At 49.5% G+C, this 17,209-nt stretch carries 17 protein-coding genes and 1 other annotated feature; of the genes, 6 read left to right on the top strand and 11 right to left on the bottom strand.

The features are described from left to right. Positions 1-31: 31 nt before the first annotated feature. The 7 genes from HZB62_08015 to HZB62_07985 form a co-directional block, all read right to left on the bottom strand. A complete protein-coding gene (locus HZB62_08015; GenBank protein MBI5075091.1) occupies positions 32-1,501 on the bottom strand; it encodes a DnaJ domain-containing protein in 1,470 nt (489 codons plus the stop codon). Then, positions 1,479-1,748 (bottom strand): hypothetical protein, encoded by a 270-nt coding sequence (locus HZB62_08010; GenBank protein MBI5075090.1) that lies wholly within the window; start codon positions 1,746-1,748, stop codon positions 1,479-1,481. Before HZB62_08010 ends, HZB62_08015 begins: the two co-directional genes overlap by 23 nt. Positions 1,749-1,762: 14 nt before the next feature. Next, positions 1,763-2,269, bottom strand: coding sequence for an AmmeMemoRadiSam system protein A (amrA, locus tag HZB62_08005; GenBank protein MBI5075089.1), 507 nt, complete (start codon positions 2,267-2,269; stop codon positions 1,763-1,765). Next, positions 2,269-3,273 (bottom strand): polyprenyl synthetase family protein, encoded by a 1,005-nt coding sequence (locus HZB62_08000; protein ID MBI5075088.1) that lies wholly within the window; start codon positions 3,271-3,273, stop codon positions 2,269-2,271. Before HZB62_08000 ends, amrA begins: the two co-directional genes overlap by 1 nt. Positions 3,274-3,291: 18 nt before the next feature. Continuing rightward, the gene (mtnA, locus tag HZB62_07995; GenBank protein ID MBI5075087.1) at positions 3,292-4,356 is read right to left on the bottom strand and encodes an S-methyl-5-thioribose-1-phosphate isomerase; all 1,065 of its coding nucleotides are present in this window, start codon (positions 4,354-4,356) and stop codon (positions 3,292-3,294) included. An 81-nt stretch (positions 4,357-4,437) separates the two neighbouring features. Then, entirely contained in the window at positions 4,438-5,634 is a 1,197-nt protein-coding gene (locus tag HZB62_07990; protein MBI5075086.1) for an Nramp family divalent metal transporter, read from the bottom strand. 35 nt (positions 5,635-5,669) lie between these two features. After that, positions 5,670-6,932: a CBS domain-containing protein gene (locus tag HZB62_07985; protein ID MBI5075085.1), complete on the bottom strand. Its 1,263-nt coding sequence runs from the start codon at positions 6,930-6,932 to the stop codon at positions 5,670-5,672. Between the two features lie 353 nt (positions 6,933-7,285). Here HZB62_07985 and HZB62_07980 point away from each other — a divergent pair, with 353 nt between their 5' ends. After that, on the top strand, positions 7,286-7,762 hold the full coding sequence (locus HZB62_07980) for an OsmC family protein (GenBank protein MBI5075084.1): 477 nt from the start codon (positions 7,286-7,288) through the stop codon (positions 7,760-7,762). Positions 7,763-8,236: 474 nt separating this feature from the next. Continuing rightward, entirely contained in the window at positions 8,237-9,430 is a 1,194-nt protein-coding gene (locus HZB62_07975) for an ATP-binding protein (GenBank protein ID MBI5075083.1), read from the top strand. A gap of 337 nt (positions 9,431-9,767) precedes the next feature. On the opposite strand, the gene rho is transcribed toward HZB62_07975, so the two are convergent. Next, on the bottom strand, positions 9,768-11,018 hold the full coding sequence (gene rho, locus HZB62_07970) for a transcription termination factor Rho (protein ID MBI5075082.1): 1,251 nt from the start codon (positions 11,016-11,018) through the stop codon (positions 9,768-9,770). 181 nt (positions 11,019-11,199) lie between these two features. On the opposite strand from rho, the gene queF reads away from it, so the two are divergent. Continuing rightward, positions 11,200-11,613 carry an NADPH-dependent 7-cyano-7-deazaguanine reductase QueF gene (gene queF, locus HZB62_07965; protein ID MBI5075081.1) on the top strand — a complete coding sequence of 138 codons (414 nt, stop codon included), beginning with the start codon at positions 11,200-11,202 and terminating at the stop codon, positions 11,611-11,613. A 32-nt stretch (positions 11,614-11,645) separates the two neighbouring features. Here queF and HZB62_07960 read toward each other — a convergent pair whose 3' ends face one another. From HZB62_07960 to trpC, 3 genes are all read right to left on the bottom strand, one after another. After that, on the bottom strand, positions 11,646-12,272 hold the full coding sequence (locus HZB62_07960; protein MBI5075080.1) for a phosphoribosylanthranilate isomerase: 627 nt from the start codon (positions 12,270-12,272) through the stop codon (positions 11,646-11,648). 82 nt (positions 12,273-12,354) lie between these two features. Beyond that, positions 12,355-13,707 carry a TrpB-like pyridoxal phosphate-dependent enzyme gene (locus HZB62_07955; GenBank protein ID MBI5075079.1) on the bottom strand — a complete coding sequence of 451 codons (1,353 nt, stop codon included), beginning with the start codon at positions 13,705-13,707 and terminating at the stop codon, positions 12,355-12,357. A gap of 72 nt (positions 13,708-13,779) precedes the next feature. Continuing rightward, the gene (gene trpC, locus HZB62_07950; GenBank protein ID MBI5075078.1) at positions 13,780-14,562 is read right to left on the bottom strand and encodes an indole-3-glycerol phosphate synthase TrpC; all 783 of its coding nucleotides are present in this window, start codon (positions 14,560-14,562) and stop codon (positions 13,780-13,782) included. 52 nt (positions 14,563-14,614) lie between these two features. Here trpC and murJ point away from each other — a divergent pair, with 52 nt between their 5' ends. Genes murJ through HZB62_07935 form a run of 3 tightly spaced genes read left to right on the top strand, consistent with a single transcriptional unit; the run spans position 14,615 to position 17,105 of the window. Next, complete coding sequence (gene murJ / locus HZB62_07945) at positions 14,615-16,213, top strand: murein biosynthesis integral membrane protein MurJ (GenBank protein ID MBI5075077.1); 1,599 nt, start codon at positions 14,615-14,617, stop codon at positions 16,211-16,213. 2 nt (positions 16,214-16,215) lie between these two features. After that, positions 16,216-16,839 carry an MBL fold metallo-hydrolase gene (locus HZB62_07940; GenBank protein MBI5075076.1) on the top strand — a complete coding sequence of 208 codons (624 nt, stop codon included), beginning with the start codon at positions 16,216-16,218 and terminating at the stop codon, positions 16,837-16,839. A 32-nt stretch (positions 16,840-16,871) separates the two neighbouring features. Further along, the gene (locus HZB62_07935) at positions 16,872-17,105 is read left to right on the top strand and encodes a hypothetical protein (GenBank protein MBI5075075.1); all 234 of its coding nucleotides are present in this window, start codon (positions 16,872-16,874) and stop codon (positions 17,103-17,105) included. A 17-nt stretch (positions 17,106-17,122) separates the two neighbouring features. Beyond that, positions 17,123-17,207, top strand: a sequence feature (possible 16S ribosomal RNA but 16S or 23S rRNA prediction is too short). The last annotated feature ends 2 nt before the right edge of the window (positions 17,208-17,209 follow it).

Below are 17,209 nucleotides of genomic sequence, written 5' to 3'. Positions count from 1 at the left end.
GCGTGATACTTGCCGGTAACACGACCCCGGCTCAAACCTTTGTGCTTTCCAATCCTTTTTTTGCCTTTTCATTCTTCGGGTCTATCTTCAGCGCCTTCTCAAATGCGGCATATGCCCTCTTTTTGAGCCCTGCCTTCATATAGACAAGTCCAAGATGGGAGTGAAGCTCTGCATTGTAAGGGTCAAGCTTCATGGCGGTGAGCAGCGCCTCCTCAGCCTCCTTCACGCGTCCCGGGACCTTTGAATAGGCAAGGGAGAGGTAGCTCCAGTAATTGGCGTTCTTTGATGCCAGCTTTGTGGCCCATTTGAACTTGTCGATCGCACCCCAGAAATCGCCTTTCTTGAAATCAGCTACGCCTTCCCTGAACTGTTCAGCAGCACGCACGTCGGCATCAAGCGTCCCCTCTTTCTGTTTGGATCCAAGCAGCGATGATAAATATTCGTCGCGTTTACGGTCATCCTTGAGGGTATTGTATGCCTTGGTGAGGGCATCAAATATCGTCGTAAGCTTGATCTTGACGGACGGGTCCGTTGAGCTGAAATACCGGTCAGGATGGAACTCCTTTGCAAGACGGTAATAATTTCGTTTGATCGTTTCGCTGTCAGATTTTGCATCTACCTCAAGGAGTTCTATCATGGTAATACTGCTGATATGCGAATAGATCTCGTCGACTTTCTTGAGCAGTATCTCGTCCTCTTCAGAAAGCGGTGTGAGGATGTCACTCAGCGAGACCGCATCTTCAGTATTTGCTTCTTTCTCTTTCCCGACGGTTTCGTCTTCCTTTGAAACCTGATCTTCGACCATGCCGATCGACCAGAGCACATAGAGCACCTTCAAGGCCTCAAAAGAACCCATCCAGGAGCTGTCGATGATCTCTTTTATGGTTCTCTTCCCGTCAACCAGCGAAAGGATCTTCTTGTCCTGTTGCGTCAGTTCAATGTCCTGAAAAAGGCTGAGGGGATCTTCGCTCAGCTTCAGCACAGAGTCCGTGTGAGGCATTTCTTTCCGGATCCTTGTCCAGTTCACGATCCTGTTCACGCCTGCATAGATCAGGTTGCCGACGCTCATCCGCAAGGTGATGACCTCCTGGGTCGAAAGTTCTCCCTCGCGGAAATCGTAATCACCTTCCTCGACAACGAACATGCTGTGAATGATCTCTCTCACCTGGTATTTGACCCCCCAGAAGAGGTCCTTTGGCGTCAGATATCCCAGCTCTACCAGAATTGCGCCCTGCCGCTTGTCTTTTGTTGCCTTCAGTACTTCGACTGACTTGTCGTATTGCTCAACCGTGATCTTTCCGGCCTTCAGGAGCATCTCGCCCAGCCGGTCATCCTCATAGGTTGATGAGGCAAAAATGACATCACCTTCGCTGAGGTATATTTTTTTGGTAAAGGATGGTGTGGTGAGGGATAGGGTGCCAATCACCCTGTTCCTGTTCAGCTGCACCAGCAGCCGGGCAAGGCTCGTGTCCCTGATATTACCTCTGGCCGGTATTTCCATTGTCTTTTTCTCCTGCATGTTTCCTTGCCGAGGATATCTCTTCGCTCAGCGTTTCACGTTCGCTCTTGAGAAGTTGAAGCTGCACCGAAATGTTCCTGAGCTCCTCGGTCTGTTTCTTTATTGTTGTCCTTAATAAAAAGATATAGTATCCCTCAAAGCAGAGAGCTGCAAGCAAGGCAGCAACCACAAGATAGCGGATGACGGCAATGCCGGCCGGTGATCTGAATCCCCTGGTTTCTTCCTGCACGGCTGCCTGCAGATTCACCGATAACGCGTAACAGTGAACCGAAAGATATCGAGATCCTCGTCTGTCCAGATCCCTGCCTTCATCTTTGTTATCCTCAGCTGCTCCTCAACCGTATCAACGCCCTCAAGATCGGGAAGGAGGAGTCCCCGTCTCATCCCCTGAACAATAATGATGCCGTATTTCCTCGGGTCAAGATCCTCTTTGCCCTGTATCCTCTCCGGAGGCGAAAGGACGTCTACGGAATATTCCAGCTCAGGCAGCTCGTCCTCTTCCACGGCATGGAATCGGGGGTCCTGCGTTGCCGCTGCAATGGCGTTCCTGACAACCTCCTGAGCAACAGTCTCTGTTGTCGGCTCAAATGTGCCTATACAGCCCCTGAGATTTCCCATTTTTTTCAGGCTTACGAAAACACCTGCCTTTCCACTCAGCTCAGGAGGGAGCTCCCTTGGAACCGCAATCGTCTTTCCGCTCTTTATATATTCCTCTATGGTCTGTTTGGCAAGCTCTACGATCGCGTGCATCATTTCTCCCGGTGCAGAGAATAGTCGGCAATGGCAAGAAGAGCATCTTTTGCCCTGCCGTCAGGGAAAAGAGAAAGCTCTATTCGAGCCTCATCAACAAGCGACTGGGCCTTGCTCAGGGATGCTTCAATGGACCGGTATTGTTTCAGCAGGGTAGTTATCTTTTCAAGGCCTGCAGCAGAAAAGTCCTTGATGATCGTTTTTACTTCAACCTTGTCCTTCTCTTCTGCGGCGGAAAGAAGCAGAAGCAGGGGGAGTGTTATCTTGCCTTCCTCGAGATCTTTGCAGAGTTTTTTGCCCAGGTCCTTCTCTTCTGCCATATAGTCAAGGATATCATCTGCCATCTGGAATGCCATGCCGATCTTCATACCAAAGGCTGCGAGTGCCTGCTCTTTCTCCTCAGACAGACCGCCGAGAATAGCGCCGACCCTGCATGCGGCAGAAATGAGCGCCCCTGTCTTGGCGGAGATGATGTCGAGGTACTCTGCCTCGGTTATCTCAGGGTCTCCTACCCTGTTCAGCTGGAGCAGCTCTCCCTCGGTCATCCGTGTGGTAGCTCCGGACAGCGCCTCCATGATCTTCTGGTTCTTCTGCATGACTGCAGCACGCAGCGCATTGGAATAGAGAAAGTCGCCGACCAGTACCACAATCTGGTTGCCCCAGAGAGCATTTGCAGATGGCTTACCCCGCCTCACCTCTGCTGTATCAACCACGTCGTCATGAAGAAGAGATGCGGTATGGATAGATTCAATGATGCTTGCGATCTCAATGCAGGCAAAGCCATCATAGCCTGCGAGATCAGCGCTGATGAGATGGAAAAGGGGCCGCAGCCGCTTGCCGCCGCTCGAAATGATGTAATCGCCGATCAGAGGGATAAAGGGGACCTTGTCTTTGAAAAGTTCTTTTATCTGCTGTTCCACAAGGCGAAGCCTTTCCTCGTAGGCATCAAAAACTTCCTGAAGATTCATTTTCTGATGATAGGGCAGAGTATCCTTTGGTGTCAAGGCAGATATCCTTTGGCTTCAGTCCCTGATCCTGATCTTTTCAAGGTCAGCATCAGCCCTTGACAGTTCTTTCAGGTTCTCAGGTTTAAAGGCACCTTTTTCGGTTATGATCGCAGTCACATACTTCGCAGGAGTAACATCAAACGCAAGGTTTCTCACCCTTACGCCTTCAGGCGCTATTCTGCAGGTGTTGAAAATATGCGTCACCTCTTCAGCTGCCCGCTCTTCAATGGGGATGAGGTTACCCGTGGGTATCGAAAAATCAATACTGCTCATCGGGGCTGCAACATAGAAAGGTATGTTATGTTCTTTGCAGAGCACGGCAACCGTGTATGTGCCTATCTTATTTGCCACGTCTCCGTTCAGGACCGTCCTGTCCGTGCCTACGATCGCAAGGTTAATTTCGCCTTTCTGCATTAACGCGCCGGCCGTGTTGTCTGTTATCAGCGTCACCGGAATTTCTGCCTGCATGAGCTCCCATGACGTAAGCCGCGCGCCCTGAAGCACCGGCCGGGTTTCGTCTGCAATAACCTGAAATTTCTTGCCCTGCTCCTTTGCGATGAGCATCGGTGCAGTGGCAGTGCCGTACCCACCGGTTGCAAGGGAGCCTGCATTGCAGTGGGTCAGGATCGTGTCGCCGTCATGGATGAACTGAGCTCCCCATCTGCCTATTGCCATATTGATTTCGATATCTTCCGCAAGGATCCTCCGGGCTTCTTCAATAAGCAGTTCCTTCAGCCTTGGTACCGACTCCTCTTTCCTGACGGCCAGAAATGCCTTGATCCTCTCGACTGCCCACTGAATATTGACCGCGGTCGGCCGGGTTGCTATGAGCGTGTTAAACACAGGTTGCAGCCCGTTCAGAAAGCCCTTATAATCCTGTGCTGCAATCTCCTGGGCACCGAGCGCAATACCCATGGCCGTTGCAATGCCGATAGCAGGAGCGCCGCGTATCCAGAGTTTTTTGATGCCCTCTGCCACTTTCAGATAGTCTCTGCATTCAATATAGGCCACGTCGATCGGCAGCCTGCTCTGATCGAGCATAATGACCTTATTATCTTTCCATTCTATGGTCTTTACCATTGTATCTCCACGAGTACGTATTATAAACCAAGCAGAGTTTTTACGGTGTTTCTGCCTGCCGAAATGCGTCTGCTGATTTTGCTACCCATTAAGCGGTATAAAGGTTGTCACCACAAGGAATGATGTCAGAATGATGATCGTTACGACCGTTGCCCATGAGATGTAATTATACGTGCGGGAATTCGTATATTCGCCCATAAGCTTCCTGTTATTCACCAGAAGCAGAGCGAAAACAAGGACAAAGGGAAGCAGAAGTCCGTTGATAACGGCTGACAGGACCATCAGGAAGACAAGAGGTGCCCCGGGTATCAGGATGACCAGCGATGCAAGTGCTATGGTCATGGTGTAGATCCACATGAACTGCGGAGCCTCCTTAAATGTCTTATTGATGCCGGTCTCCCATCCCATTGCTTCGCAAACATAATATGCAGTTGCAAGGGGCACGATGATGGCACCAAGTAAAGAGGCATTGGCAAGACAGACAGAGAAAACGAGATATGCGTACTCCCCGGCAAGGGGCTTCAGTGCCAGAGCCGCTTCCGATGCCTCGTTAATGCGGATGCCTTGCGGGAAGAGCAGCGCTCCGCAGGTAACGATGATGAAAAAACTGACGATATCGGTTATAAAACAGCCTATAATTACGTCGAGTCGTGATGCCTTATACTGCTCTTTCTTGATGCCTTTTTCTGCGATCGATGACTGCAGGTAGAACTGCATCCAGGGAGTGATCGTGGTCCCGATGATCGCTATGCTGAGCACGACATATTCCGCATTCCACCTCATCTGCGGAATGATCGCGCTTTTCATGACAGGCCCCCAGTCAGGTTTTGCCATAAAGCCTGAAATGACATAGCCGAAATAGAGAAGGCATGCGAACAGGAGGATCTTTTCAACAAACCGGTAGCTTCCTTTGGTAACAAGGATCCATATCGATATTGCTCCAACCGGCACCATCACAAACTTGCTGAACCCGAGGATCTCCATGCTCGCAGCCCATCCCGCAAGATTTGCAATGGTATTGCCGAAATTCGCCACAAAAAGGCCCAGCATCATGAAAAAGGCCGTCTTGACGCCAAAATTCTCTCGGATAAGATCAGAGAGCCCTTTCCCTGTGATAACGCCCATGCGGGCGATCGTCTCCTGAATGACCACAAGTGCGATCGTTGTCGGAAGCAGGGTCCAGAGCAGGCCATAGCCAAAGCGTGCGCCGGCCACAGAATAGGTCGTTATGCCGCTGGCATCATTGTCGATATTTGCGGTGATGATGCCCGGCCCCATGACGCTGAGGAAAAAGAGTATGTTCTTCCAGAGCTTCACACTCTTCTCCGTTTCTTTTTTGCCTCAGGAGGCAGCAGCAGGTCTATGATATCGTCGACCGTAATGATGCCGTGCATGTACCCATTCTCATCAACAACCGGGAGTGCGAGGAGATTATATTTTGAGATGATCCCGGCAACAACCATTTCGTCCTCGCCAGGAGCAACGGTCTTCAGATTTGTTTCCATGATGTCTGCAAGATAACAGTCATTCTCTGCAAGAAGCATCTGTCGCAGGGAGGCAACGCCGCGGAGTTTTTCTTCCTTGTCGACGATGTAGAGATAATAGGCGTTTTCCGCCTCTCGCGCTTCAGTCTTGAACCTCTCAGATGCCTCCTGCACGGTCATATCCGGCGGAAAGGCAATAAAGTCAGTCGTCATGAGGCCGCCTGCTGTATCCTCTTCATGGCCGAGAAGCTCCTGGATATCCTCAGCTTCCTCTTTTTCGATATGTTCGAGGATCTCCTTGGCGCGCTCAGTAGTCAGATCGCTCAGCACGTCAGCTGCCTCGTCAGGCGGCATCTCTTCAATGATGTCAGCAGCCTTTTCCGTGTCCATGGCACTGATGATGTCAGCCTGCATCTCAGGTTTCAGCTCGGACAGGGCCTCTGCCGCGGTCTCGATGTCGAGGTTATTAAAGAAGGTTGCTCCGTCTTTCTGAGACACGCTGCTGATGATGTCGGCAATGTCTGCAGGATGGAGGTCTGAAAGCATCTGCCTCGGTATGGTAAGTGATATCTCGGTGAGCTTGGGCTCAAGAGGTTGAAGGTAGTCCCAGCTGATAAGATTAAAAGGAAGACTTTTTTTGAAGAGCCTTGCAAGGTCTTCGCCGCCTCGTTCCATGCCGAGTCTTCTCAGGATACCCCTCATGCCTACATCAACAGCAATGAGCACTGCCTCGTTGTGATATCCTTCGAGCTTGATGTCGTTCACCCGGACCACCTTGGCTCCGTTGGCGTCAACGATCTGCTTGTCAAGGATATCCCTGAGAATAAGGAGATCATCTGCCATCATTTCGTATGACTTCAGGCTTTCTGCATAGACCCTTGAGGATATTATCTTTTTGTTAAAGATATTAAGGTCATGCCAGGGCAGATAAAAAGACTTCTTTTTTCTCTCAATGATAAGCGCAGATACCTTGGGAAGAGGATCGCCTTTTATGACAACAAGATCGCGTACCCGTCCGAGGTCCTCTCCCTTAGGGTCAAGGACTGTCTTTTTGATAATCTCGCTCGAAAAAACCTCACCGAAAAAAGGCATACGAAGCTCCCTGGAATTTGCGCAAAAAATGCAGGATTTGACTTACAGTATAGACCTATAAGCCTTTTCAGGGCAACTGAAAAGACAGATGGAGAAGACGCCTTTCAGATTCGGGCACAAAAATCCTCCCCTTTACAAGGGGAGGTATGGTGGGGTATAGATAATATTACCAAAACCTCTGCTTAAAGCACCTACTTTTGGCCCATACCCCTCCTTGGTAAGGAGGGGATTCTTGACCACGCCCCCTCATAACTGAATGGTTGCCTTGACGCGCCTCTTCTTCAACTTTTGATGCTCCTGTCGCAGGTTTGCTATAATTCCCCTGTTTATAATTTGATATTGGAGGACGATAGATGAGCTCAGAAGAAAAAATTGAACTTGAAGAAAATCTGGATGGATATAAGAGCAAGATCAGACCGGTCAACACGGCATCACTCACATGGGACAAGGACCTCATCTTTCTCGGCCGGACGCCCCGCGGCTTTGAGCTTGATTTTGATGCTGAGGCTCAGTGGGGATGTATTCCTACCGAGAGCCTTCTTCTGAGTGTTGCAGGCTGCCTTGCGATTGACGTTGTCTCTTTTGTGACAAAGATGAAGGCGAAGATCACGAAATTCAGGATCGATATTGCCGGAGAAAGGAACCCGACTCCTCCGCAATACTACACAAAGATCGATATGGTGCTCCATATAGCAGGTGAGCATATCACGCCGAAGAAACTCGACAGGGCTATCTCACTTTCACAGGAAAAATACTGTTCTGTATATCACTCGCTCAGAAAAGATCTGCAGGTGAATGTGAACTATGAGATAGAAGAGGCTCAGGGCTAACCGATTTAATCCGATCGCAGGCCACTGTCTTTGAACCGTAGTGTAAACTTCTCACACTTTGGGCATTTGTAAGTGCCATTAGTCAGCTTAAGCGTTCGGCCGAGTTTGTCTTCAACGTTCCATTCTGCTACTTCATCCTGCCCCGGCGACCCTGCGAGGTCAGTGTTATCATAAGGCGTCAGTTTTGTGCTTCGACATTTTGGACATCGCAAGGTTTTTGTGAGAAGGTTTGCCTGGACTACATTGCTGCAACGCACGCAAAGACAAGGGAAGTAGCAGGTTGTCAAGAAATTAACCCTGCCGCCACCGATGAGAATATTGGCCTTCAAGCCACACTTACAATAAGCAATGACTTCGGAACCCATTTATCCCCCTATAAATGATGATTCTTACCAATGGCCGTTGGACAGTTTGAATGAAATTAGTCAGTTTATCTTTTCTTGATAAATTCGCTAAATTCAGTATAATTAATCTATGGATCCAATCACGAACCCTTTTGCCCCCGGTGCTGGAACGCCGCCCCCGGAACTCGCAGGCCGAGATGAATTGCGGGAAACGGTACGCGTGGCCATTGAACGCGTGCGCCGAGGTCTGCCTACGAAAAGCATTCTGATGGTAGGCCTTCGTGGGGTAGGCAAGACGGTACTGCTGGATAGAATGAGGGACGATGCAGAGGGAGTTGGTATCCAGACATTGCGAGTAGAAGCACCTGAAAACCGTTCATTGCCCGCAATACTGGCTCCCCAGTTGCGTCAAGCTTTGCTGAGGCTTTCACGGAATGAGAAAGCGAAGAACCTTGCTCAAAGAGCTCTCCGGGCGCTTGCCGGATTCGCCAAGTCGCTGAAAGTGAAGTATGAAGACATCGAGGTGGGATTTGACTTTGATCCTGAGCCTGGCTTGGCGGACAACGGTGATCTGGAGCATGATCTGCAAGCTTTGCTGGAGACGGTCGGTGCAGCCGCGAAAGAAGCAGGCACAGCTTTGGCGATTTTTGCTGATGAGCTGCAGTATGTAAAAGAGGACGAACTCGCAGCACTCATCACCTCATTGCACCGCACCGCCCAGCGGAGTCTTCCAGTAGTGTTGGTAGGTGCCGGGCTGCCTCAGTTGAGGGGTCGAATGGGCCGGGCTAAATCCTATGCAGAGCGTTTGTTCGACTTTCCTGAAATCGGCCCCCTTTCTCCAGAATCAACAAAATTTGCCATCGTCAAGCCGGCGGAAAAACAGGGGGTCGAAGTAACTCCTGAAGCACTTGATCGCATAGTGAAAGAGACTCGCGGTTACCCTTATTTCGTGCAGGAGTGGGGGAAACATTCGTGGGACTCGGCAGTAGCATCGCCGATTACACAAGAAGACGTTAAAAATGCATCAATCGCTGCTATAGCAGCGCTCGATGAAAGTTTCTTTCGTGTAAGGTTTGATCGTCTGACCCCTTCCGAGAAAAGATATCTCCGCGCGATGGCCGAATTAGGTCCTGGTCCGCATCGTTCAGGAGACATTGCTGAACAGTTAGGGCGTGGAGTAACCTCTCTCGGTCCGACTAGGAATCAGTTAATCTCCAAAGGCATGGTCTGGAGTCCTCATCATGGGGATACGGCATTCACGGTGCCTATGTTCGACGAGTTCATGCATCGAATTATGCCTGGAGACGACTGGAAGCAGCAATAGTAGTTTAGACAGCTTGCCAAGCAGAAACTCCATGCTCTCCACCGTGCTGAAGGAGTTCAGCACCTTTCTGACGATCCAGATCCTATTAAGCAGATCCAGTGTGGGTTATGCCTGAATAACCTTTAAACCGGATTGCGCAGCAGCAACACACTGTCTGGTATCCGCCGACACGAATACGTCCACGTTGAGGCTATGGGGTCAGACTTGTTTATTGACATTTGCAGTAGATGTAAATACAAGCGGTACGTGTAATGTTGGTTCTTTTGCTTCCCTTCACTGCGGGTGATTGAAAATGCCGGAAGGAGCACCTAAGCGCTCTTCCGGCTTTTCATGGCAGTTATTTATTCATCATATCGAAGAAGTCTTTATTGGCCTTTGTGCCGGACAGCTTGCCTAAGAGAAACTCCATGCTCTCTACCGTGCTGAGGGAGTTCAGCACCTTTCTGACGATCCAGATCCTGTTTAGCAGATCTTTTTCTACCAGCAGTTCTTCTTTTCTTGTTCCGGAGGCATTGATGTCAATGGTCGGGAAGATTCTCTTTTCAACGAGTTTCCGGTCAAGATGCAGCTCCATGTTGCCTGTTCCCTTAAACTCTTCAAAGATGACATCATCCATTCTGCTGCCGGTATCAATAAGCGCGGTTGCAAGGATCGTGAGGCTGCCGCCGGTCTCGATATTTCTTGCAGCGCCGAAAAACCGTTTCGGCCTCTGGAGCGCATTAGAATCAAGTCCGCCTGAAAGGACTTTGCCGCTTGTCGGCATGATTGCATTGTAAGCCCTCGCAAGTCTGGTAATACTGTCAAGAAGGATCACGACATTTCTCTTGCTTTCGACAAGGCGTTTTGCCCGCTCAATGACCATCTCCGAAACCTGGACATGTCTCTGGGGCGGCTCGTCAAAGGTCGAGCTGATAATCTCTGCGGTAGAGACCTGCCGCTTCCAGTCGGTCACTTCTTCTGGCCGCTCATCAATAAGCAGGATGATGAGATGAATATCCCTGTGGTTCTTCTTGATAGCCTTTGCAATGGACTGAAGCAGAACGGTCTTGCCTGTCCTGGGAGCAGCGACGATCATGCCTCTCTGGCCCATGCCGATAGGCGTAACCAGGTCCATTACACGCGTTGAGTAGTCCGTAGAATCATATTCAAGGCGTATTCTTTCGGTCGGATAGTAGGGGATGAGGTTGTCAAAAAGAGGGCGATTTACATTTTCCTCAGGAGATTCGTGGTTGATCGCCTCAACTTTGAGAAGAGCAAAATATCTCTCAGACTCCTTCGGTGGCCTTATCTGCCCTGAGATCAGGTCTCCGGTCCTGAGGTTGAATCTGCGGATCTGGGAAGGAGAAACATAGATATCATCAGGTCCTGGAAGGTAGCTGTAGTCAGGTGATCTGAGGAATCCGAATCCGTCAGGGAGTATTTCAAGGACTCCGGCGGAAAAGACATTGCCGGTCTTTTCTGTCTGTGCCTGGAGAATAGCGAAGATCAGGTCCTGTTTTCTGAGGCCTGAAGCGCCTTCGACCTTCAGTTCCTTGGCAACAGTAGTAAGCTCATCAATGGTTTTGTCCTTGAGTTCAGAAATTGAGATGTTTCCCATAAATTACTCCTCATCCGGGTTTTAACGTCAGGTTTTTTATTCGCGGAAGGTTATGCCTATCACGCGGGGTTGTTTTTTTGCTTGCAGAGATACTGTAGTAACTTACAAAAACCGATTTATCTTTGTCAAGAGAGCACTTTACAATTCCTTACTGCACATGATAGATTTCACTATGAAATACGGAGAAATATCAATACAAAAGGCGAAGCTTGAGATCTGGGACAATCCGAACCCGGAACGCGATTACGAGATCACTATCAATTATCCGGAATTCACCTGCCTCTGCCCGAGGTCAGGATATCCTGACTTTGCCATGATCACCGTAACCTACGTGCCGGACAGGAAAATTGTAGAACTAAAATCTCTGAAACTTTATCTCAACTCTTTCAGAAATATGCACATATCCCACGAGGAGATCACCAATAAGGTCTTTGGCGAACTCGAAAAAAAGCTGAAGCCGAGATTTCTTGAGGTTGTCGGTGATTTTAATCCGCGTGGCAATGTCAAAACCGTGATCAAAGTCAGTTCAGAAGACAAGGGGTCGGCTAAGCGTAAAGGGCTTAAGGCTAAAGCCGTTCAGGCATAAATAGCCGGACCGCTGCATTTTTCCTATCGCTATCAGCCAGCAGCCAGCGCTTCTTTAGCCCGTTCGATAAAGAGCTTCATCTTCTGATGATCTTTTTTGCCCTTTTCCCGCTCAACTCCGCTGCTCACATCAACTCCGTAGGGTCTTACATGGGCAATGGCATCACGGATATTGTCCGGTGTCAGTCCTCCGGCAAGGATGATCCTGCCGAACTGTTTTGCCTCCACCGCAATGTCCCAATTAAATTTCTGACCTGTGCCGCCGAGGGCATCTGCGGCATACGCATCGAGGAGGAAGGACGAGACAAGGCTTTTGAATGTTTTCAGGGGCTCAAGGCTGTCGATCGATTTAACCCTGATCGCCTTAATGCTTCTCCGGGAGAATTGGCAGGCCTCAGGTTTCTCTTCCCCATGGAGCTGAATAACGTCTATGCCTGCATCCATAATTGTTGACTGAATTACTTCCGGGGTTTCATCAACAAACACTCCCACGGTGGTGACGAATGCAGGGAGCCTGCAGATGATCGATTTTGCCTGCCCCACAGTAACGCAGCGGGGACTTCCCTTAAAGAAGACAAAACCCAAAGCATCTGCACCAAAATCGATCGCAGCCTCCGCATCTTCGATATTTGTTATCCCGCAGATCTTGACCTTTACCATAGCAACCTCATTCGGCTGAAGGCTCAGGGCAGATGGCCTCAGGTCCTGCACCTTCTGCCATCCGCCTTGCCCTTTGCCCTGTTTAGATAATCGGCAGCTTTTTGAGCGCTTCCTTGATCATTGCCTCAGGATATTCATAGTCCTGCAGTTTTCCTGCCAGATAATCCTGATAAGCGGTAAGGTCGAGGTATCCATGCCCGCTCAGATTGAAGAAGATCGTCTTCTGTTTTCCCTCTTCCTTTGCCTTCAGTGCCTCATCAATTGCCCCTTTAATCGCATGAGAGCTCTCGGGTGCAGGGATGATGCCCTCTGCTTTTGAAAATTTGATCGCAGCCTCAAAGCATGCTGTCTGACCGTAGGCAACTGCTTCGATCAGCTTGTCGTGGTAAAGCTGGCAGACAAGAGGAGAGTCTGCATGGTATCTCAGGCCGCCTGCATGAATTCCCGGAGGCATGAAGTCATGGCCGAGGGTATACATCATCATGAGCGGTGTCAGACCGGCAGTGTCGCCAAAATCATACCTGAACTCTCCCTTGGTGAGCGTTGGGCAGGATGAAGGCTCGACAGCGATGACGCGCAGCTGTTTGCCGCCTATCTTGTCCTGGAGAAAAGGAAATGCAACGCCGCCGAGGTTGCTTCCTCCGCCGCAGCAGCCGATAATCACGTCAGGATAGTCGCCAACCATCTCGAACTGTTTTTTTGCCTCAAGCCCGATCACGGTCTGGTGCAGCACAACATGGTTAAGCACTGAGCCGAGCGCATAGTTCGTGTCATCGTGCGTTGCCGCATCTTCAACTGCCTCTGATATGGCAATGCCGAGGCTTCCCTCGCTGTTTGGGTCTATCTCAAGTATCTTTCTGCCGGAATTGGTTAATGTTGACGGGCTGGGATGCACGGTTGCTCCCCAGGTCTCCATAGCAATTCTTCTGTAGGGCTTCTGGTTATAGCTCACCTTGACCATATAGACCGTCACGTCAAGCCCGAACATGGTGCCTGCAAGCGCCATGGATGAGCCCCACTGGCCAGCACCTGTTTCTGTGGCGATCCTTCTGATACCTGCCTGTTTGTTGTAATATGCCTGAGGGATGGCGGTATTAGGTTTGTGGCTGCCTGCCGGACTCACACCCTCATATTTGTAGTAGATCTTTGCAGGGGTGCCAAGTGCTGCCTCAAGCCTGTGCGCCCTGTAAAGGGGAGAAGGTCTCCAAAGGGCATAGAGGTTCAGGACTTCCTCGGGGATGTCGATCCACCGCTGGGTTGACACTTCCTGTTCGATAAGAGACATGGGGAAGATCGCACTAAGATCCTGAGGCCCCACCGGCTGCCTGGTGCCGGGGTGTAACGGCGGCTTCGGAAGATTCGGCATATCGGCCATAATATTGTACCACTGCCTTGGGATCTCCCTGTCCGGGAGCACTACTTTTGTCTCCTGCATATGTTACCTCCGTTTATTAAAGCTTGTAATAACGCCTTGGTAGCGCCTATTTTAGCACAAGGGCTCTTCTTCTTACGTGCCTCTCAGTTCTTCTATCTTCCTGCCGATGTCGGCTGCCTCCATGAGGGATGTCCCTATCAGCATCGCGTCAATACCTGCCTGTTCGAGCCTCAGAACATCATCCCGTGTTCTTATGCCGCTTTCGCTTACGATAATTTTGTCGGAGGGGATCTCCTTCTGCAGCTCAAGGGTGGTATTCATGTCTATCTGGAGTGTCTTAAGATTGCGGTTGTTGATGCCGATAACAGGGGCATTGATCCTGAGCGCCATTTCAAGCTCCTTGTGATCGTGAACCTCAAAGAGAACGGCCATGCCCAGTTCTTTGGTGATATGAAGATATTCCTCTGCCTGTTTTTCCTCAAGGATCGCTGCGATGAGAAGGATCGCATCTGCCTGGTTTGCTCTTGCCTCATAGATCTGGTATTCGTCGAAGATAAAGTCTTTTCTGAGAACAGGAAGCAGGGAAGCAGCCTTAACGTCTGCAAGAAACTCGAGCCGGCCCTGAAAAAAGTCCTCTTCCGTAAGAACGGATATTGCATTCACGTTGTTCTCTCGATAGACAGCTGCAATAGTCTTATGGTTAAAGTCCTGACGTATAAGCCCCTTTGACGGAGACGCTTTCTTGATTTCAGCAATAAGGCGTATCTGTCCTTCCTGCCTTGTCAGTGCCTGTTCAAAGTCAAAGGTCAAAGGAATATCTTTAATGGCAGACTTGAGCTGGGTAATTGAGGTTTTTGCCTTTGCATGAGAAAGCCGGTCTTTTTTCCGAGTTACGATCTTATTTAAAATAGACATCTCAAATTTTAAAGGGATTTGGCCCGTTTTAGCAATATATCAGGACTGAAAGATGGGCTCATTTGCTATAATGAGCCCTGATATGGACGGCAGGGGAAAAATAGCAAGGGCAGCAGGCCTCATGTCTGTTGCGACGTTTATCAGTCGGGTCCTGGGCTATGTAAAGGACATGATCCTTGCTGTCTATTTTGGCGCTACCGGCCTTTCTGACACCTTCTTTGCAGCGTTCAGGATACCGAACCTTTTGAGGGAGCTTTTTGCTGAAGGTTCCATGTCCTCTGCCTTCATACCGGTCCTGACTGAGCAGAGACAGAAGCTGGGAGACGAAGAGGCTTCCCGCCTTGTGCGCATAACATTCACCTTTCTTATTATTGTGGTTGGCCTCATCTGTGTTGCCGGCATTGTTTTTTCTCCGGCCATTGTGGCGGCGATTGCTCCGGGATTTCTCAGCTCTCCGGAAAAGTTCTCAATGACCGTTCTTCTCACGAGGATCATGTTTCCCTTTCTTCTGTTCATCAGCCTTGCATCACTGGTCATGGGAGCACTCAATACGAAGAAGGTCTTTTTTGTCCCTGCGCTTGCTCCTGCAATGCTGAATATCACGACGATCGCTGTGGTGATCGCCTTTGCTCCCATGGCAAAACAGCCGATCCTCGTTGTTGCTGTCGGGATCGCTTTAGGAGGGTTTGTGCAGTTCGCTTTTCAGCTGCCCGCTTTTTTTAGAAACGGCTATTCGCTCGGCCTTGATCCAGGCTTTCGCCATCCGGGACTGAAAAAGATGGCAATCCTTATCCTGCCGGCAACAATGGCCCTTGCTGTAAACCAGATAAATATTATCGTGAGCAATATCCTTGCGTCTTATCTGCAGGAAGGAAGTATTACCTATCTCTACTATTCCATGCGGCTTATACAGTTTCCTGTCGGCATATTCGGTGTTGCCATGGGCATGGCAGTTCTTCCTGCCTTGTCAGAACATGCGGTAAAGGGCGATTTCGAACGGCTTCGCGAGGATTTTTCCTTTGCACTTCGACTGCTCTTTTTTATCGCAGTGCCCTCCATGGCAGGACTTATTGCGCTCAGGGAACCGATCGTTAATCTTCTCTTTCAGAGGGGGCAATTCGATTACGCTGCGACCCGGGGAACCGCAGAGGCATTATTCTTCTATTCTATCGGTATCTGGTCTATTGTCGGCGTCAGGGTCATAACCGCAACCTTTTACTCCATGCAGGATACGAAAACCCCGGTAAAGATCGCGGCTGTCGGTGTTGCGTCAAATCTTCTGCTCAGCCTTGTTCTCATGGGACCGCTAAGGCATTCCGGTCTGGCCCTTGCGAATTCGCTTGCTTCGGGGATCAATTTTCTTATCCTGATCTATTTCCTGAAAAAGAAACTCCATTATATTGACGCGGGAAAGATTGCAAAGTCCTTTTCCCAGGTTCTCCTCTCTTCGTTTATTATGGGAATAGCGGGCTGGTTTTTGCTGCGCGGAGAACTCTGGACAAAAAGCGGCTCTACCGCGGCAAAGGCCGTTTATCTCTCAGGGACGATGATCCTCTGTGCAATTATCTACGTTGCTGCGACGGCAATCATGAAAAACGACGAGATGCATTATGTTCGTGGAGTGATCATGAAAAAATTGGGCAGGGGGTGACCATGAAAATAGAGACCATTGTTGTCGGACCGCTTCAGGTCAATTGCTATGTTGTTTATGATGAGAAGAGCCTCGATGCTCTTGTTATCGATGCAGGCGATGAGCCTGACAAGATACTGAAATTCATCAAGAGCAGGAACCTGAACGTCTCATATATTATCTGTACGCATGCCCATTTTGATCACACAGGCGGCATAGCCGTCCTGAGGGAAAAGACCGGGGCAAAAGTCATGCTGCATGTAGATGACCTTGAGATCTATTCGAGAGTTGAATCCCAGGGAGCTATCTGGGGATTTCATGTTGTCCAGCCTCCCCATCCTGACCTCTTTTTGCGGGATGGAGAGGAAATAGTGGCAGGGGAAGTCAAGCTTCAGGTAATGCATACCCCGGGTCATAGCCCCGGCGGAATATGTCTTGAGACAGACGGGATAGTGTTTACCGGCGATACGGTATTTGCCGGCTCGATAGGACGGACTGACTTCTACGGCGGCAGCATTGAGGCATTGAAAATATCTTTTAAAAAGGTGCTTTCCCTGCCGCCGAAAACAAAATTATTGCCGGGTCACGGGAACTGGACAACGGTTGAGGATGAATGGCAGCAGAACTTCTTTGTTCATGAATTATAGTCAAAAATTATAGTCAAAACAAGGCGATCATCATGATTGCCTTATGGCTATTTTTCTTATTTTTCAATGTCTTTTATTATTTTTTTGAGAATGGCGATATTTTGCTTGCAAAGTTGATTCGAAATATTTATAATCAGGGTTCGTCAGTTAAGCCATGTTATATTGACATGGCTTCTGCAGGTGTCCAGAGTACCTTTAAATCAAAAACAGGTATTCCGGGCGCATTGTTCTTTGAAAACTATAGAGCAGGTCACGTTGAAAAATGAGTTTAAGAGAAACCAGTATCAAATGAGAGTTTGATCCTGGCTCAGAACGAACGCTGGCGGCGTGCCTAACACATGCAAGTCGAACGGAGTTAACAAGCAGCACT

It is taken from the genome of Nitrospirota bacterium (assembly GCA_016214855.1).
In the GTDB taxonomy this organism is placed as follows: domain Bacteria; phylum Nitrospirota; class Thermodesulfovibrionia; order Thermodesulfovibrionales; family UBA6898; genus UBA6898.
This window is presented reverse-complemented; position numbering and strand designations above follow the sequence as displayed.

Coding starts and splice junctions, on each gene's coding strand:
- HZB62_08015 (MBI5075091.1), bottom strand. CDS start 1,501: ATGGAAATACCGGCCAGAGGTAATATCAGGGACACGAGCCTTGCCCGG.
- amrA (MBI5075089.1), bottom strand. CDS start 2,269: ATGCACGCGATCGTAGAGCTTGCCAAACAGACCATAGAGGAATATATA.
- mtnA (MBI5075087.1), bottom strand. CDS start 4,356: ATGGTAAAGACCATAGAATGGAAAGATAATAAGGTCATTATGCTCGAT.
- HZB62_07990 (MBI5075086.1), bottom strand. CDS start 5,634: ATGGGGCCGGGCATCATCACCGCAAATATCGACAATGATGCCAGCGGC.
- HZB62_07985 (MBI5075085.1), bottom strand. CDS start 6,932: ATGCCTTTTTTCGGTGAGGTTTTTTCGAGCGAGATTATCAAAAAGACA.
- HZB62_07980 (MBI5075084.1), top strand. CDS start 7,286: ATGAGCTCAGAAGAAAAAATTGAACTTGAAGAAAATCTGGATGGATAT.
- HZB62_07975 (MBI5075083.1), top strand. CDS start 8,237: ATGGATCCAATCACGAACCCTTTTGCCCCCGGTGCTGGAACGCCGCCC.
- queF (MBI5075081.1), top strand. CDS start 11,200: ATGAAATACGGAGAAATATCAATACAAAAGGCGAAGCTTGAGATCTGG.
- HZB62_07960 (MBI5075080.1), bottom strand. CDS start 12,272: ATGGTAAAGGTCAAGATCTGCGGGATAACAAATATCGAAGATGCGGAG.
- HZB62_07955 (MBI5075079.1), bottom strand. CDS start 13,707: ATGCAGGAGACAAAAGTAGTGCTCCCGGACAGGGAGATCCCAAGGCAG.
- trpC (MBI5075078.1), bottom strand. CDS start 14,562: ATGTCTATTTTAAATAAGATCGTAACTCGGAAAAAAGACCGGCTTTCT.
- murJ (MBI5075077.1), top strand. CDS start 14,615: ATGGGCTCATTTGCTATAATGAGCCCTGATATGGACGGCAGGGGAAAA.
- HZB62_07940 (MBI5075076.1), top strand. CDS start 16,216: ATGAAAATAGAGACCATTGTTGTCGGACCGCTTCAGGTCAATTGCTAT.
- HZB62_07935 (MBI5075075.1), top strand. CDS start 16,872: ATGATTGCCTTATGGCTATTTTTCTTATTTTTCAATGTCTTTTATTAT.